The 15,450-nt window shown below is 72.4% G+C and carries 14 protein-coding genes; 6 read left to right on the top strand and 8 right to left on the bottom strand.

The annotated features are described in order from the left end of the window. Window positions 1-41: 41 nt before the first annotated feature. The 3 genes from ACFV88_RS08855 to ACFV88_RS08845 all read left to right on the top strand — a co-directional run bounded on the left by ACFV88_RS08855 (window position 42) and on the right by ACFV88_RS08845 (window position 1,601). Window positions 42-851, top strand: a complete 810-nt coding sequence (locus tag ACFV88_RS08855) for a DUF3097 domain-containing protein (RefSeq protein WP_385487593.1) — start codon at window positions 42-44, stop codon at window positions 849-851. Window positions 852-942: 91 nt separating this feature from the next. Then, window positions 943-1,383: a hypothetical protein gene (locus ACFV88_RS08850; RefSeq protein WP_385487591.1), complete on the top strand. Its 441-nt coding sequence runs from the start codon at window positions 943-945 to the stop codon at window positions 1,381-1,383. A 59-nt stretch (window positions 1,384-1,442) separates the two neighbouring features. After that, the gene (locus ACFV88_RS08845; protein WP_385487589.1) at window positions 1,443-1,601 is read left to right on the top strand and encodes a hypothetical protein; all 159 of its coding nucleotides are present in this window, start codon (window positions 1,443-1,445) and stop codon (window positions 1,599-1,601) included. 19 nt (window positions 1,602-1,620) lie between these two features. Here ACFV88_RS08845 and hemW read toward each other — a convergent pair whose 3' ends face one another. Together hemW and ACFV88_RS08835 are read right to left on the bottom strand one after the other, a co-directional pair. Further along, entirely contained in the window at window positions 1,621-2,853 is a 1,233-nt protein-coding gene (gene hemW, locus ACFV88_RS08840; protein WP_385487587.1) for a radical SAM family heme chaperone HemW, read from the bottom strand. Window positions 2,854-2,942: 89 nt separating this feature from the next. Beyond that, window positions 2,943-5,258, bottom strand: coding sequence for a SpoIIE family protein phosphatase (locus ACFV88_RS08835; protein WP_385487585.1), 2,316 nt, complete (start codon window positions 5,256-5,258; stop codon window positions 2,943-2,945). 393 nt (window positions 5,259-5,651) lie between these two features. Here ACFV88_RS08835 and ACFV88_RS08830 point away from each other — a divergent pair, with 393 nt between their 5' ends. Further along, window positions 5,652-6,248: a two-component system response regulator gene (locus ACFV88_RS08830; protein WP_385487583.1), complete on the top strand. Its 597-nt coding sequence runs from the start codon at window positions 5,652-5,654 to the stop codon at window positions 6,246-6,248. Window positions 6,249-6,389: 141 nt separating this feature from the next. On the opposite strand, the gene ACFV88_RS08825 is transcribed toward ACFV88_RS08830, so the two are convergent. Then, window positions 6,390-8,279: an AMP-dependent synthetase/ligase gene (locus ACFV88_RS08825; RefSeq protein WP_385487581.1), complete on the bottom strand. Its 1,890-nt coding sequence runs from the start codon at window positions 8,277-8,279 to the stop codon at window positions 6,390-6,392. A 367-nt stretch (window positions 8,280-8,646) separates the two neighbouring features. Next, on the bottom strand, window positions 8,647-10,512 hold the full coding sequence (lepA, locus tag ACFV88_RS08820) for a translation elongation factor 4 (RefSeq protein ID WP_385487579.1): 1,866 nt from the start codon (window positions 10,510-10,512) through the stop codon (window positions 8,647-8,649). Window positions 10,513-10,816: 304 nt separating this feature from the next. Here lepA and rpsT point away from each other — a divergent pair, with 304 nt between their 5' ends. Beyond that, window positions 10,817-11,083 carry a 30S ribosomal protein S20 gene (gene rpsT / locus ACFV88_RS08815; RefSeq protein ID WP_385487577.1) on the top strand — a complete coding sequence of 89 codons (267 nt, stop codon included), beginning with the start codon at window positions 10,817-10,819 and terminating at the stop codon, window positions 11,081-11,083. A 326-nt stretch (window positions 11,084-11,409) separates the two neighbouring features. Here the strand turns inward: rpsT and holA are convergent, their stop codons facing one another. Further along, the gene (gene holA / locus ACFV88_RS08810) at window positions 11,410-12,396 is read right to left on the bottom strand and encodes a DNA polymerase III subunit delta (protein ID WP_385487575.1); all 987 of its coding nucleotides are present in this window, start codon (window positions 12,394-12,396) and stop codon (window positions 11,410-11,412) included. 314 nt (window positions 12,397-12,710) lie between these two features. Between holA and ACFV88_RS08805 the strand changes: the two genes are divergently transcribed. Further along, a complete protein-coding gene (locus ACFV88_RS08805; RefSeq protein ID WP_385487573.1) occupies window positions 12,711-13,448 on the top strand; it encodes a restriction endonuclease in 738 nt (245 codons plus the stop codon). Window positions 13,449-13,491: 43 nt separating this feature from the next. On the opposite strand, the gene ACFV88_RS08800 is transcribed toward ACFV88_RS08805, so the two are convergent. From ACFV88_RS08800 to ACFV88_RS08790, 3 genes are all read right to left on the bottom strand, one after another. Then, window positions 13,492-13,992 carry a VOC family protein gene (locus ACFV88_RS08800; RefSeq protein WP_385487571.1) on the bottom strand — a complete coding sequence of 167 codons (501 nt, stop codon included), beginning with the start codon at window positions 13,990-13,992 and terminating at the stop codon, window positions 13,492-13,494. A 130-nt stretch (window positions 13,993-14,122) separates the two neighbouring features. Further along, entirely contained in the window at window positions 14,123-14,368 is a 246-nt protein-coding gene (locus tag ACFV88_RS08795; protein ID WP_385487569.1) for a hypothetical protein, read from the bottom strand. 118 nt (window positions 14,369-14,486) lie between these two features. Next, window positions 14,487-15,365 carry a YceI family protein gene (locus tag ACFV88_RS08790; protein ID WP_385487567.1) on the bottom strand — a complete coding sequence of 293 codons (879 nt, stop codon included), beginning with the start codon at window positions 15,363-15,365 and terminating at the stop codon, window positions 14,487-14,489. Between the last annotated feature and the right edge of the window lie 85 nt (window positions 15,366-15,450).

Below are 15,450 nucleotides of genomic sequence, written 5' to 3'. Positions count from 1 at the left end.
TCTGGGGCTGGGGCCGGCGCTGGGCGTTCTATCGTCGCGGGATGCGTCAGTACTCAGCGGATCTGACTCCGCCCTGGAAGAAGCAGAGCGCCGCACCCGAGGTCCCCGCGGAGGCGGACCTCGTGGTGGAGGAGGTCGCGACGGGGTTCTGCGGTGCAGTGGTCCAAGTGGAGGCGGGCACCGTCACCCTGGAGGACCGGTTCGGCAAGCACCGGGTCTTCCCGATGGAACCGCGCGGGTTCCTGATCGACGGCAAGCCGGTCACCCTGGTCCGTCCCGGGCGCCCGGCCCCCGACCGCCCCACGCGCACCGCCTCCGGTTCGGTGGCCGTACCGGGGGCGCGGGCACGGGTCGCACGCGCCGGGCGCATCTACGTCGAGGGCCGTCACGACGCCGAACTCGTCGAGAAGGTGTGGGGTGACGACCTGCGCGTGGAGGGCGTGGTCGTGGAGTACCTGGAGGGCGTGGACGACCTGCCGGCGATCGTCGCGGAGTTCGCCCCGGGCCCCGACGCCCGGCTCGGCGTCCTGGTGGACCACCTGGTGCCCGGCAGCAAGGAGTCCCGGATCGCGGCCTCGATCACGGACCCGCACACCCTGGTCGTCGGCCACCCCTTCGTCGACGTCTGGCAGGCGGTGCGGCCCGCCGCGCTCGGCATCGCCGCCTGGCCGCGGGTGCCGCGGGGGCAGGACTGGAAGACGGGGGTGTGCACCGCCTTGGGCTGGCCCGCCAATACGGGCGCCGCCTGGCAGCACATCCTGTCCCGGGTGCACAGCTACAAGGACCTGGAGCCGGAGCTGCTCGGGCCGGTCGAACACCTCATCGACCATGTGACCGTCGGCTTCAGCTGACCGCCCGACTGCACCGGAGCCCCCTGCGCACCCCATCGACGCCGAGCGAACCGACGGGGCCGCCGCGCGGGCCGAACGGCGAAGCGGCCAGTTGCTGTTGCTCCTGCTGTGGCCGATCGCGCTGCTCGCCGAGGCCCTGCTCGACCTGCTCGGCGGCACCCTGTGGTGGGCGGTGCTGGCCGCCCTCGTCGGATGGCCCCTGCTCGCCCGCCGGTGGCCGCGACTGTGGGAGTGGCGCGGACCGGAGCACGGGGTCCGCCCGCTCGGCGCGCACGCCACGGCGGCGCTGCTCGTCGGTCTGCTGGCCGCCCCCGGGGAGCGGGGGACCGCGTCGCGCCCGCCGGACGTCACGGCCACCCCCTCGGCCGGGCCCGGCGGCCCCCCTCGCCCTGTCCCAGCCGCTCCGTCCCGTCCGCACCGCCCCGGCCCACGGGCCTGCCGTCCTTCGCGGCCCCAGGGGCGACGGGCCCCACGCCCACGGCCGACCGGATCGCCCGCGCACGGTGGAACCCGGGCTCCGACGGGACGCTGACCGCGGACCTCGACGAGGTCCCGGCGCTGCGCACCACCTCCGCGGACGGGGACACCCGGGTGCCGAGCGGGGAACGGACCCGCACCACCGACACGAACGCCACCACCACCTGGGCCGAGGCCGAACTGCGCACGGCCGCCGGCCGACCGCCGGCACTCCACCTGGTCCGGGCGACGACCTCGGCCGCCCGGCTCGTACGGGAACTGGGCGAGCCCTGAGCCGGGCGGGGTGGAGCGCTCAGTCCACCAGGTCCCGGACCACCCCGTCCGCGAGCAGCCGGCCGCGCAGGGTCAGCACGGCCAGGCCCCGGTCGAAGGGGTCGGCTTCGAGGAGTCCGTCGGCGAGGGCGCGACGGGCCGCCGCCAGCCCCTGCGGCCTCAGCAGGTCCAGCGGGCAGCCGTCACGCAGACGCAGTTCCAGCAGGACGCGCTCCACCCGCCGGTCCTCCGCCGCCAGGACCTCCCGGCCGGCGCCGGGCGACCGGCCCTCGGCGAGCGCCGCCGCGTAGGCGCCCGGGTGCTTGACGTTCCACCAGCGCACCCCGCCGACGTGGCTGTGCGCGCCGGGGCCCGCTCCCCACCAGTCGGCGCCCCGCCAGTACAGCTCGTTGTGGAGGCACCGCCCGGCCGCCGACCTGGCCCAGTTGGACACCTCGTACCAGGCGTAGCCGGCGGCGGCGAGCCGCTCCTCGGCGATCAGGTAGCGGTCGGCGTGCACGTCGTCGTCGGTCATCGGGACCTCGCCGCGCCGGATCTGCCGGGCCAGCCGGGTGCCCTCCTCCACGATCAGCGCGTACGCCGACACGTGGTCGGGTTCCGCGCCGATCGCGGCGTCCAGGGAGGCCCGCCAGTCGTCGTCGGACTCCCCCGGGGTCCCGTAGATCAGGTCCAGGTTGACGTGCTCGAACCCGGCGGCCCGCGCCTCGGCGACACAGCGCTCAGGGCGCCCCGGGGTGTGCGTGCGGTCGAGGATCTTCAGGACGTGCGGGCGGGCGCTCTGCATGCCGAACGAGATCCGGGTGAAGCCGCCCTCGCGCAGCGCGGCCAGGTACGCCGGGTCGACCGAGTCGGGGTTGGCCTCGGTGGTGATCTCCGCGTCGGGCGCGAATCCGAACTCGTCCCGGACCGCGCCGAGCATCCGCACCAGGTCGTTCGCGGCGAGCAGGGTGGGCGTGCCGCCGCCGACGAAGACGGTCCGCACCTGGCGGGGGTCGTCCCCGAGCACCTTGCGGGCGAGCCGGACCTCGTCGACGAGGGTGGCCGCGTAGTTGTCGCGGGACGCGAGCACCCCGCCGCTGCCCCGGAGCTCGGTGGCGGTGTAGGTGTTGAAGTCGCAGTACCCGCAGCGGGTGGCGCAGTAGGGGACGTGGAGATAGAACCCGAGGGGGCGGTCGGCCGCCCCGGCGAGCGCATCGGCGGGCAGCGCCCCGCTTTCGGGCACGGCCTCACCCTCGGGAAGTACGGAAGGCATGCCCCCATTGTCCCCCGTCGCCGCACGTTCCCCCGCCGGGCGGCCCACCGGGCCGGACGCCGGGCCGGACGAGCGCCCCCGCCGGCCCCTCAGACGGCCTGGAGGACGAGGATCGCGAGGTCGTCCTCCGGGGGCGCGTCACCGAAGGCGTGCACCTGTTGCCGCAGCCGCTCGGCCAGTGCGCCGGCGGAGAGCCCCGCACACCCGGAGAGGGCCACCGCGAGCCCCTCGGCGTCGTCGAACTGGCGCCGCCCCGCCCGGCGCTCGGTGACCCCGTCGGTCACGCACAGCAGGGTGTCCCCCGGCGCCAGGTCGAAGGACTCGGCGCGGTACGTGACGTCCTCGACCACGCCCAGCAGCATCTGGGACCCGGCGACGACGCACACCTCCCCGTCGGGGCGCAGCACCAGCGGCAGCGGGTGGCCGGCCGAGGCGAGGGTGCACCGGACCCCGTCCGCCGTCGGCACCAGTTCCCCGTACAGCGTGGAGAGGAACCGGGGCATGAAGCCCTCCGCCGACAGCGGGCCGCCCTCCGCCCCGGCGAGCGCCCGCGCCCCGGCCTCGGCGGCTTCCGTCGCATCGTCCAGGAGCAGCTGGTTGAGCCGGTCCAGCACCTCGCCCACCGCGTAGCCCTCGCGGGCCAGCAGACGCAGCCAGGGCCGGGCGAGCCCGACCACGACCGCCGCCTCGGGGCCCTTGCCCTGGACGTCGCCCAGCGCGAAGCACCAGCGGCCCCGTCCGGCCGGGAACACGTCGTAGAAGTCGCCGCCGGGCCCGCCGCGCTCCCGGGGTTCGTAGACCAGGGCGCTGCGCATCCCGGGGATCTCCGCGACCGCGCTGGGCAGCAGTCCGCGCTGGAGGACCCGGCTGATGGTGGCCTGCCGGGCGTACTGGCGGGCCGCGCCGATCGCCAGCGCGACCCGGCGGCAGAAGTCCTCGACGAGCCCGGTCACCTCGTCGGGGAACCTCAGCAGTCCGGAGCGCCCGATCAGCAGGGTGCCCAGTGGTCTGCCGCCCGCGACCAGCCCGAACGCCACGCAGGCCCCCAGTGGTTCGTCCGCCCCGAACGAGGCGCCGGGCCAGCGCACGGGGACCGCTCCGGAGCGCGCCGGGTCCTCGGTGGGCAGGGGCGGTTCCTTCTCCAGGACGCGGCGCAGCTCCTCGATGCGCTCCTCGCTGCCGTGCCACACCCGGGCCAGCCGGGGGCCGCTGCCCGGCGGGGTGCAGGTGCCGGGTCCGGAGCCGTCGGCCTCGTCGCCTAGCCAGACCGCGCACCAGTCGGCGAGCCGGGGCACCAGCAGTTGGCCCGCGAGCGTCGCCACCAGGTCCTCGTCCAGTTGCCCGGCGAGCAGTTCGGACGCCTCGGCCAGGAAGGAGAGGGCGCCCCGGCCCACCCAGTCCGAGTCGCCGCCCGGGGTCCAGGGGACGGCGGGGTCCGCGCCGGGCGCGCGCGCCGGGAGGTCGGGCGCCGGTCCGGAGGGCAGGGGGCCCGCCGGACCGGGGGCGTCCGCCCCGCCCGGCGCGGGCCAGCCGGGTCCGGTGGGGCGGGTGCCGTCGGGTGCCGCGCCGGCCATCACGCCGTAGCCGGCGACCGCCTCGTAGCCGGGCATGACCACCTCGTCCGGACACCCCCACTCGTCCGGCACCGCACCCGGGACGCCGGTCCCGCGCGGGTGTACGGGAATCCGCGCCCACACCGTCTTGGTGCCGGGTCGGTAGGTGACGCCCCAGGCGGTGGCGAGTCGGGCGACGAGTTGCAGTCCCCGGCCGTACTCGGGCGCGTCGCTGCTGCGGGCGGCGGGGGCGCCGTTGATGGGGCGTGCGGGGTGCTGGTCGGAGACCTCGATGACGAGGGCACCGGAGTCCGCGAGTAATTCGGAGTCGGGATCGGGGTCGGCATCGAGGTCGGCAGGGGAGCCGGGGGCGGGGATTCCGGGAGCGGTACCGGGGGTTGGAACGGGTTCCGCTTCCGGATGGGGTGCCGTGTCGACGTCGTCCGCCGCGCACTCGGGGGCGTACGCCGGGTGGTGCGGCTCGGACGGCTGTTCTGCGAGGTCGGCGGGACGGGCGGGGCCTACGGGGTCTGTGGGGTCGGCGAGGTGGGCGAACTCAATGTCGGCCACCCCTCCGTGGCCCTCCGCCTCACCCTCTGCCTCACCCTCTAGAGGCTGCTGTTCCTCCCACCGGCAGAGCAGTCCCACATCCGTGCCCGCATGCACCACCGCATTCGTCACCAGCTCGCTGACCAGCAGGGACGCATCCTGCACCAGACGGTCGGATATGCGGGCCGCGGCCGGCCGCGCACCCTGCGCGCCCTCGCGGGCCCACTCCCCGAGGACACGTCGGGCGAAGACCCGAGCGGCCGAGGGGGCCAGCGAGTTGCCGGGCAAGGAGGTGCGCGCCACGCGTGCGCCCGCGCGCCCCCGCGCTCGTCGTACTCCGGCACGAACTGTGTTCTCCCGGTTCTCCCGTCGCATCGGAACGGACTCCACTCCTCGACTGCTGGGAACTTCGGGCGAATGCGCCTCGGGCGACAGAGACAGAGTGACAGACTGACCGCACCCGTACGCACCGAGTGACCGAAGTGGGTCATCCCGAACGGCGGAGCGGCCCGCACCCTTCGGGATGAGGGTTCTCACGCGCACTGGGGACGCCGCCCTACGACGAACGGCGTACCCGGATACGCGCACATGCCGGCGGCGAGCGCAACGGGCACGGACCACGACGACAGCGGTCCGCTCCCGGCCCGGTTCCGGATCGGCGGGCCGGGGAACCACGGACGACGAGGCACGGTCACGATGAGCGGTGGGGCAGTGGACGACGACCGGGCGGGCATCCTGCTGGTCGACGACATGGAAGACAATCTGACGGCCCTGGAAGCCGTACTCGGCTCCCTCAACGCACCTCTGGTGCGGGCCCGTTCGGGCGAGGAGGCACTGAAGGCGCTGCTGCGCCGGAGATTCGCGGTGGTGCTCCTGGACGTCCACATGCCAGGGATGGACGGCTTCGAAACGGCCGCCCAGATCAGACGGCTCGACCCGGCGAAGGACGTGCCGATCATCTTCCTGACCGGCCTGGAACCCGATGCGGGCTTCGCGTTCCGCGGCTACGCCACCGGGGCGGCGGACTACCTCACCAAGCCCTTCGACCCCTGGGTGCTGCGCGCCAAGGTGACCGTCTTCCTGGACCTGCACCGCAAGAACCGGCAGCTGGAGCGGATGCTCGCGCGGGAGGAGCGGCAGTTCGACGCGCTGGTCGACCGGCTCACGGCGATCGAGCGCCGGATGGCGCAGGCACCGCCGTGCCGGGACCACGCCGCCACCGACCTCCGCGCGGACATCAACGATCTGGGGCGGATGCTCCGGGAGATGCGGCGCGGCCGGGTCGCGCTGTGAACCGTGGGCCCGCAGGGTCGCCCGTGCGGGTGAGGCGGGAGTGCACAGGGCGGGAACGAGTAGCGCGGGCGGGGCGGGCGTGGGCAGCGCGCGTGCGGCGGTCGCCGATCCGCCGTCGGCGACCGGCGCACGCGCCCGGGCTCAGGATTCCTTCGCGCCCGTGTACATCTCCTCCAGCAGGTGCCCGAACTCGCGCTCCACGGCCGGGCGCTTGAGCTTCAGGCTCGGGGTCAAGTCACCGTGTTCGACGTCGAGGTCACGCGGCAGGATGCGGAACCTCTTGATGGTCTGCCAGCGCTGGAGCCCCTGGTTCAACTCCGTGACGTAGCCGTCGACGAGGGTGACCGTCTCGGGTGCGGCGAGCACCTGCGCGTACGACTTGCCGGCGAGGCCGTTGTCGCCGGCCCAGCCGAGGATCGCCGCCTCGTCCAGGGCGATGAGCGCGGTGCAGAAGTTGCGGGCGGCGCCGTGCACGACGATGGCGGAGACGTACGGACAGATCGCCTTGAACTGTCCTTCGACCTCCGCCGGGGCCACGTACTTGCCGCCCGAGGTCTTGATCAGGTCCTTCTTGCGGTCGGTGATCCGCAGGTAGCCGTCCTCGGACAGTTCGCCGATGTCGCCGGTGTGCAGCCAGCCGTCGCTCTCCAGGACCTCGGCGGTCCGTTCGGGCAACCCGTGGTAGCCCTCCATGACGCCCGGTCCGCGCACCAGCACCTCGCCGTCCTCGGCGATCCGCACCTCGGTGCCCGACAGCGGCTTGCCGACCGTCCCGGTGCGGTAGGCCCCGCCCGGGTTGACGAAGGACGCCGCCGACGTCTCGGTCAGGCCGTAGCCCTCCAGGATGTGCACCCCGGCGCCGGAGAAGAAGTAGCCGATCTCCGGGGACAGCGCCGCGGAGCCGGAGATGCAGGCCCGCAGCCGCCCGCCGAACGCCTCGCGCAGCTTGCCGAAGACCAGGGCGTCGGCGACCTTGTGCTGGGAGCGCAGGCCGAAGGGGACGTCGGCGCGGCCGGTGCGGCGGAAGCTCTCCTGGCTGGTCTTCGCGTACTCGCGGGAGATCCCGGCGGCCCACTGGAAGATCCGGTACTTGGCGGCGCCGCCCGCCCGGGCCTTCGCCGCGACCCCGTTGTAGACCTTCTCGAAGATCCGGGGCACGGCCGCCATGTACGTCGGCTGGACGACCGGCAGATTCTCGATGATCTTGTCGACGCGTCCGTCGACGGCGGTGACGTGGCCGACCTCTATCTGCCCGGAGATCAGCACCTTGCCGAAGACGTGGGCCAGCGGCAGCCACAGGTACTGGACGTCCTCGCCGCTGATCAGCCCGGTCGCCGCGATGGCCTTGGCCATGTACGACCAGTTGTCGTGCGGGAGCCGTACGCCCTTGGGCCGGCCGGTGGTGCCGGAGGTGTAGATCAGGGTGGCCAGCCGGTCGGCGGTGATCGCCGCGACCCGCTCCCGGACCAGGTCCGGCTGCCGCTCCAGCAGGGCGGCGCCCCGGGCCTCCAATTCGGCGAGGGTCAGCACCCAGCCCTCGGGGTCGGTGGGGTCGGGCTCGTGGCCCTCGCCGTCGATGAGGACGACGTGCGCCAACTCCGGCAACTGCGCGCGGCACTCACGGGCCTTGGCGAGTTGCTCCGCGTCCTCGGCGACGAGGACCCGGCTGCCGGAGTCCGCGATGATGTACGCGGATTCCGGTGCGTTGGTCTGCGGGTAGACGGTGGTGTTGGCGGCGCCCGCACACAGGATCGCGAGGTCGGTGAGGATCCACTCCACCCGCGTCGCCGCCATCAGCGCCACGCGTTCTTCGGGCTCCACGCCCAGGTCGACCAGTCCCGCCGCGATGGCGTACACCCGCTGAGCGGCCTCCCCCCAGCTCAGGGACCGCCAGGCGTCGGGCCCCGTGCCGGAGGCCGCCCGCACCGGGTACCGGTACGCCTCGGCGTCGGGTGTGCGTTCGACGCGCTCCAGGAACAGATGGGCCACCGAGGGCGGCCGGTTCTCGATCAGGCTCTGTGTGTCGCTCACGACGTCCTCCGGGCCCGCGGCATTGCGTGGCGCCTCCGACTGCGGGCGGCTCGCTGCGGCTGTGTACGTACGGCTACTGGGGGGTGGCGGCTTCCTACTTAACTCACTGGTACTTAACTCACTGGTAACTACCGGGCAGTGATCAGGTTAGAGCGCACCGATCCCGTGCGTAAGGGGTCGGATGCCCTCACTGGTCACAGTTGTCGATCGGTATGGACACGGCAAAGCGGGTGACGGGCAGACATCCCGCCCATCAGGCCCCACACACCGACCCGGGCCCCACACACCGATCGGGCCGCACACGACAACGGGCCCGTGGACACGGTGTCGTGTCCACGGGCCCGTCGTCGAACGAACCGCTCGCTCGCTACTTCTTGCTCTTGCCGCTGTCGTCACTGGACAGCACGGCGATGAACGCCTCCTGCGGGACCTCCACGGAGCCGACCATCTTCATCCGCTTCTTGCCCTCCTTCTGCTTCTCCAGCAGCTTGCGCTTGCGGGAGATGTCGCCGCCGTAACACTTGGCGAGGACGTCCTTGCGGATGGCGCGGATGGTCTCGCGGGCGATGACCCGCGCCCCGATCGCGGCCTGGACGGGCACCTCGAAGCTCTGCCGCGGGATGAGCTCCCTGAGCTTGGCGACGAGCCGGACACCGTACGCGTACGCCTGGTCCTTGTGGGTGACCGCCGAGAAGGCGTCCACCTTGTCGCCGTGCAACAGGATGTCGACCTTGACGAGCTGGGCGCTCTGCTCGCCGGTGGGCTCGTAGTCGAGGGAGGCGTAGCCGCGGGTCTTCGACTTGAGCTGGTCGAAGAAGTCGAAGACGATCTCCGCGAGCGGCAGGGTGTAACGGATCTCGACCCGGTCCTCGGAGAGGTAGTCCATGCCGAGCATGACCCCGCGCCGGGCCTGGCACAGCTCCATGATCGAACCGATGAACTCGCTGGGCGCGAGGATGGTGGCCCGCACGACCGGCTCGTACACCTCGTCGATCTTGCCCTCGGGGAACTCGCTCGGGTTGGTGACGATGTGCTCGGTGCGGTCCTCCATGATCACCCGGTAGACCACGTTGGGCGCGGTCGCGATCAGATCGAGGCCGAACTCGCGCTCCAACCGCTCCCGGACCACGTCCAGGTGCAGCAGCCCGAGGAAGCCGACGCGGAAGCCGAAGCCGAGCGCGGCGGAGGTCTCCGGCTCGTAGACGAGCGCGGCATCGTTGAGCTGGAGCTTGTCGAGCGCCTCACGCAGGTCCGGGTAGTCGGAGCCGTCCAGGGGGTACAGCCCCGAGAAGACCATCGGCTTCGGGTCCTTGTAGCCGCCGAGCGCTTCCACGGCGCCCTTGTGCTGGCTGGTGATGGTGTCACCGACCTTGGACTGCCGGACGTCCTTCACGCCGGTGATCAGATAGCCGACCTCGCCCACGCCGAGCCCGTCGGAGGGCAGCATCTCGGGCGAGCTGACGCCGATCTCCAGCAGTTCGTGGGTCGCGCCGGTCGACATCATCTTGATCCGCTCGCGCTTGCTGAGCTGACCGTCGATCACCCTGACATAGGTGACGACGCCCCGGTACGAGTCGTAGACCGAGTCGAAGATCATGGCGCGGGCGGGCGCGTCGGCCACCCCCACGGGGTGCGTGACCTCGGCGACCACCCGGTTGAGCAGCGCGTCGACCCCGACCCCCGTCTTGGCGGAGACCCGCAGGACGTCGTCGGGCTCGCAGCCGACCAGGTTCGCCAGTTCCTCGGCGAACTTCTCCGGCTGCGCCGCAGGCAGGTCGATCTTGTTGAGCACCGGGATGATGGTGAGCTCGTTCTCCATCGCCAGGTACAGGTTGGCGAGGGTCTGTGCCTCGATGCCCTGGGCGGCGTCCACCAGGAGGACGGTTCCCTCACAGGCGGCGAGCGATCGTGACACCTCGTACGTGAAGTCCACGTGACCCGGGGTGTCGATCATGTTGAGGATGTGGGTGGTGCCCTGGTCGGGCCCCTCGGTCGGCGCCCAGGGCAGTCGAACCGCCTGGGACTTGATCGTGATGCCGCGCTCCCGCTCGATGTCCATGCGGTCGAGGTACTGGGCGCGCATCTGCCGCTGGTCGACGACTCCGGTGAGCTGGAGCATACGGTCAGCCAGCGTGGACTTTCCGTGGTCGATGTGCGCGATGATGCAGAAATTCCGGATCAGAGCCGGGGCGGTACGGCTGGGCTCTGGTACATGCTGAGTGGTCGCGGGCACGCAGGGTCCTGTCTCTTGAGGCTTCTCACGCCTCGGCTCGGATCGTCACCTAGCCTCCATCGTCCCACGGGCGGGGCACTGCGGCCGGTTTGGGCCGCCGGGAGGCCGACTGGTAACCTGGGCCGTTGTGCCTCCTGCCCTCTCAGCTGGAGACACGGCACGGAGCACCGGATCCCGGTGATCCACTCGGCACCCCGGTCCGGCCGGTCCTCCCGGTCCCGGTCCGTGGCGCCACCCCAGAACGAAATCACCGGCGCGTACGGGCCTCGACCCACGCGCGCCTTGAACCTGTGAAGGCTCATTCGTGGCGAACATCAAGTCCCAGATCAAGCGGATCAAGACCAACGAGAAGGCCCGGCTGCGCAACAAGGCCGTCAAGTCTTCCCTGAAGACCGCGGTCCGCCGTACCCGTGAGGCCGTCGCCGCCGGCGACGTCGAGAAGGCCACCGCCGCGCAGCGCGACGCTTCGCGCAAGCTGGACAAGGCCGTCTCCAAGGGCGTCATCCACAAGAACCAGGCCGCCAACAAGAAGTCGTCCCTGGCTTCCCAGGTCGCCGCCCTCAAGGGCTGAAACCGTGACGCGTGGGGTCTGACCCCACGTCCACGCACCGTGGTCAGGACCAGCACGTGAGGCGTTCGCGCCCGCGCACCGGTTCCGCCGCCACACCGACTCGACCAGCCGGAGGGGACCCAGCGGGCCCTCTCTTCCGCTCCCGTCCGGCAATCCGGGCCGGCACGCGGCCTGCGTTCGCCACGCGGGTGCCGGCTCATCCATCTTGATCCGAGGACCCCGTACCCCGCCTTCCCCAGGCGGCCGGTACGGGGTCCTCGGCGTTTGCGTTCGTCAGCGTCTTCCGGGCCCGGAAGACGCTGACGAGCGCGTGGGGTCCGGACGGGTCAGCCGCGGCGGGAGCGGGCCGCGCGGGCGATCGTCACGACGGCCTTCTCCAAGGCGTACTCGGGGTCGTCGCCACCGCCCTTGACCCCCGCATCGGCCTCCGCCACGGCGCGCAGTGCCACGGCCACCCCGTCCGGGGTCCACCCGCGCATCTGCTGACGGACCCGGTCGATCTTCCAAGGGGGCATGCCCAACTCGCGGGCGAGGTCGGCGGGGCGCCCCCCGCGCGCGGAGGACAGCTTGCCGATCGCCCGGACCCCCTGGGCGAGCGCGCTGGTGATCAGCACCGGGGCGACACCGGTCGACAGCGACCAGCGCAGCGCCTCCAACGCCTCGGCCGCCCGCCCCTCGACCGCCCGGTCGGCGACCGTGAAGCTCGACGCCTCGGCGCGGCCGGTGTAGTAGCGGCCGACGACCGCCTCGTCGATGGTGCCCTCGACGTCCGCGACCAGTTGGGCCACCGCCGAGGCCAGCTCCCGCAGATCGCTGCCGATCGAGTCCACCAGTGCTTGGCAGGCCTCGGGGGTCGCGGCCCGGCCGAGCGTCCGGAACTCCCCGCGCACGAAGGACAGCCGGTCGGCGGGCTTCGTCATCTTCGGGCAGGCCACCTCACGCGCGCCCGCCTTGCGCGCCGCGTCCAGCAGTCCCTTGCCCTTGGCGCCGCCCGCGTGCAGCAGCACGAGCGTGATCTCTTCGGCCGGCGCACCGAGGTACGCCTTCACGTCCTTGACGGTGTCCGCGGACAGGTCCTGCGCGTTCCGTACGACGACGACCTTGCGCTCGGCGAACAGCGACGGGCTGGTCAGCTCGGCGAGGGTGCCGGGCTGGAGCTGGTCGGGGGTGAGGTCGCGGACGTCCGTGTCGGCGTCGGCGGCCCGTGCGGCGGCCACGACCTGCTGCACGGCGCGGTCGAGCAGCAGTTCCTCCTGCCCCACGGCGAGCGTGAGGGGGGCGAGCAGGTCGTCGGTTGCGGTCTTCTTGGCCATCACGCTCCAGCATCCCACGTCCCGCTGACACTCCCGGCTGTCCGCCCGGCCGGTGCTCGGCGCGGGTGCTCGGTGGCGGTGCTCGATGTGGGTGCTCGGTGCCGGTACTCGGCGCGGGTGCTCGATACGGGTGCCCTGACGGCCCGTTCCGGCCAGGGCAGTCGGTTTGCCGCCAACTCCGGGCAACCCGGTCACGAGGCGGTCCCGTGCTGGCTACACAGGGGAGCACGGTGCGGCCGGGGGGTCGGGGACCGCCGAGGGGGAGGACCTGTGGTGTCCGTGATGGGGAACGACGAGCGAAAGGCCGGTGAGCGGTGAGCCCGCGCCGACCTCGCCGAGGGCCCGTACGACGGCCGGTCCGTCGATCCGCTGGACGGTCGGGACGTCGGCCCGCCCGCCGACGCCGGGGAACCAGCGGCAAACAGCTGGTCGTGGCCCTGTTCGCCCTGGTGGTGGTGTGGGTGATGGTGACGGGGGCGCTGCGGTGGCTGGCCGCGCACCCGGTCGTCCTCGTGTCGTTGCTGGCCGCCGTCGGCGGGGCAGCGGCGTTCTGGATCGTGCGGCGACGGGAGCGGGCCCGGTGGGAACGGGTGCGCCAGCACGGACTGCGCTACGCCATGCCGCAGATCGACGCCCTGCACCATCGACAGTTCGAGTACGCGGTGCGGGACCTGATGCGCCGGGACGGCTGCGCGGACGCCATCCAGGTGGGGGGAGCCGGCGACAACGGCGCCGACGTGAAGGCGACCGACCCGTACGGACGGCGGTGGGTCATCCAGTGCAAGCACCGGAGGGCGGGCCTGTCCGGTTCCGCGGTCGGCACCCCCGACCTGCACGTGCTCAACGGCACCGGCCGCCCCGTGCACCACGGTGACGTGGTCGTCCTCGTCACCAACGGTCGCTTCACCGGCAACGCCGTCGACTTCGCCCGTTCCCAGCGGCTCCACCTCGTCGACCGTGCCCTCCTCGCCCGCTGGGCCGGCGGGTCGACACCCCTGTGGGAACTGCTCCGCGCGGTGCCTCCGCCGCGCCAGCCGACCTCCCTGTCCTGACCCGGGCGGGTGCGGGGCCTCATCGGGGCGGTGCCAGCCGAGGTCAGAGGGCCGAACCGGGGCGGGTGCCGGGGAAGAAGTCGGCGCTCTGGACGTACTCCATGGCCCGGGCGAACTCCGGGTCACCGAGGCGGCGTTCGATCTCCTGCGGGCTCGGCTCCTCCACCCGGGTCTGGATCCAGTACAGGTTGCCCAGCGGATCGCGCACCCGACCGACCCGGTCGCCGAAGAACAGGTGGGTGACCTCGGTGACCGAGGTCCCGCCGGCGGCGACCGCGCGACGGTGCACCGCGTCGGCGTCCTCGACGTAGAGGCGGAGGAACCCGGGGGTCGGCGGCCACTCCGGCCGCGCGTCGAGCATCATCACCACCGCGTCGCCGATCCGCACTTCCGCGTGCTGGACGGTCCCGTCCTCGTCGGTGAGGCAGGAGAGTTCCTCCGCCTGGAAGGCCCGCGTCATGAAGTCGATGAGTTGCCGTGTGTCGCGGGAGATGATCCACGGCGTCACGGTGGTGTAGCCCTGGGGAACCGGCTCGACGGACATCCGACTGCCTCCTGAAGTGCGAGCGCCTCAACGTGTTGACCACGCTGGAGCCCCTATAGGTCAGATCTCGTCCTAGAGGTCGGTTGCGGTGTACGAACCGCACGCACCCGGTGAACACCGCCCGCGCCGGCTAGGGCTCCTCCCGCCAGCCCTCCCACTCGGCGGCGAAGTCATCCAGCCCCCGCGGATCGAGGCGGCCCTGCGGGTCCTCCACCACCACCAGCCACTGCGCGTCCTCGGCGTCGTCCTCACCGGCCAGCGCGTCCCTCACAAGTTGCGGTTCTTCCAGCACCCCGAACCGGTCGCGCAGCGCTTCGGCGGCTTCCTCCGCGGCGTCCCGGTCGGGCAGCACCAGTACGTGTCTCACATCGCTCACCCCGTCATTGTCCGGCACGGTCGCGGACGGGATCGTCGGTGTCCCGCGGGGCTCGACCGTTCACCGTGGTCGAGCGACCGATGACCGGGCGGGCGGGGTGTGGGGCGGGGTCGGGCGGTCAGCCCTTGGGGACGATCTGGATGTCGAGCGTGATCTCGATGCTGGGTCCGACCACGGCGATCCCGCGGGCGAGCATCGTCTGCCAGGTGATCGTGAAGTCGTCGCGGTGCAGTTCGGTGACCGCCCGGCAAGCGGCCCGCGGCTCACCCTCCATGCCGTTGCCGAGGCCCAGGTACTCCGTGTCGAGCGTCACCGTCCGCGTCACGCCGTGCAACGACAGCGCCCCCGCGACGTTCCAACGGTTGCCGCCCCGGTGTGCGAAGCGGTCGCTGTAGAACTCCAAGGTCGGGAAGCGTTCGACGTCGAGGAAGTCCGCCGACCGCAAGTGGTCGTCGCGCATCCGGACGTTGGTGTCGATGGACGCGGCGTCGATCACCACGTGCAGCGCGGACCCCTCCATCCGCTCGCCGATCCGCAGCGCGCCCGCGAAGGTGTTGAACCGCCCGTGGATCCGGGCCATGCCGATGTGCCGTGCGGTGAACCCGATGGAGGAGTGCGCGGGTTCGACCGTCCAGTCACCGGCCACGGGCAGGGGCTGGGGCGGTGCGGGCTGGAGCAGCACGTCACCGACCGATGCGTGCGCCCCCTCGCCCACCGTCGCGCTCCCCCGGTACGGCGTGTAGCCCTCCGAGGCCACGGCTATCCGGTACTCGCCCGCAGGCACCGTCGCCACGAACTGTCCGTACGGATCAGTGCCGCCGCTCACCACCACGCGCCCGGCGGGGTCGGTGACCGTCAACTCGGCCTTTCCCACGGGCTCGTTCACCACGTCGAGCACCCGGCAGCTGAGCGCTCCGGCGGACGGGGGCACCGTCATCGCCGAGAGGAGACCGCCCCGCCGCGCGTTCCTGCGGTTCCCCAGCCAACGGCCCAGCATTCCCGATACCCCCCACGGTCGCGCAACATCGTTCGACGTTCAATCGGCACAGCATTCGACCACCTTCACCGCTTGCGAAGCAAAC

The organism is Streptomyces sp. NPDC059816 (assembly GCF_042732055.1).
GTDB lineage: Bacteria > Actinomycetota > Actinomycetes > Streptomycetales > Streptomycetaceae > Streptomyces.
The sequence above is the reverse complement of the archived record's forward strand: the minus strand, read 5'-3'. Positions and strand labels throughout refer to the sequence as shown.